Here is a 1078-nt window from a genome sequence, read left to right on the forward strand (position 1 = left end):
CCCCTGGCCGGAGTGGCCCGGCGCCACCACGCCCGTGGCCCCGCCCAATCCGTCCACGCCCAGCCAGCCGGAGGCCCTGGAGGGCGCACCGGAGGCGCTGGAGTCTGGCGCGGGCCGGCCGGAGGACGTGGAGGCGGGCGAGGAGCCGGAGGCGCCCAGCGGCGAGTTCGAGCTCGACGACGAGGCCCCGTCCGGCCGCCCGCCCAAGCCGACGCTCCACTGAGGGGCGCGCCGTGCCCAGGCAGGGAAGGAACTTCCCCTCCTCCCGGCCTTTCAACATCCGCCCCGTAGGATTTACGTCCTCCGCCCTCCCTTCAGGGCAACCCCACTGCCCAAGTGGGCGGATTCATTGGGAACCAGCAACCCTCAGGCGTTGGCAAAGCCCTTGCTAAGTCTTCGTTCGCGATGCGGACGACAACGGACATGGCGGCGGAGCGGGGACGGAAGAAGGCCGGGGCGGCCCGGGTCTTCAGCAAGCAGCCGGAGCGCATCGCGGCGCTGTGGCGGCGGATGCGGCTGGCGGCGCACGAGGGCCAGGGCGTTCCGGGCCCCAGCCTGCTGGACGGACTGGTGGAGCCCTTCGTCCGGGAACTGGGACTGACGCTGGAAGGCGTGGAGTCCAGCCCGTGGAGCCGCACCCGCGCGGTGCTGCGCCTGGCGCCGGAGCGTGGCGCGCGGGCCCTGCACGACGAATTCGCACTGCTGCGGCGGTGCCTGGTGGACGCCCTGGAGGTGCTGGGCGGTGGGGACGCGGAGCGCCAGCGGATCAACCGCGCGCTCGACGAGGCCGTGGACAGCGCGGTGGCGCTGCTCCAGCGGATGGCGGACCCGAAGGCGGATGGGCCTCGGGTGCCCTTCGGCGGCCTGGTGGTGGAGTACTTCGAGCGGCCGTCCCACGCGCGCCGGGCCCCCATGGGCCGCCGCGACGAGCGGTCCGCGATGCACTGAACGGCGCGCAGGAGGCGCCAGGGTTTGGTTGTAACGGTTTGCCGATCCGTCCGGCTTGACACTCCTCAACGAGGAAGGGTCCGGGGGCTGGCGGGAGGGTGCGCTGTCATGGATCTGTCTCTTATACACA

The 1078-nt window shown here is 72.5% G+C and carries 1 protein-coding gene and 1 pseudogene; both read left to right on the forward strand.

Features of this window, described 5'->3' with window-relative positions; genetic code table 11:
* Positions 1–223 (forward strand): annotated as a pseudogene (locus D7X55_RS39620) (hypothetical protein); the annotation flags it as partial.
* 182 nt (positions 224–405) lie between these two features.
* The gene (locus D7X55_RS39625) at positions 406–948 is read left to right on the forward strand and encodes a hypothetical protein (protein ID WP_120553228.1); all 543 of its coding nucleotides are present in this window, start codon (positions 406–408) and stop codon (positions 946–948) included.
* Positions 949–1078 lie beyond the last annotated feature (130 nt).

The sequence above is a fragment of the Corallococcus sp. AB049A genome (genome assembly GCF_003668885.1).
Lineage (GTDB): Bacteria > Myxococcota > Myxococcia > Myxococcales > Myxococcaceae > Corallococcus > Corallococcus interemptor.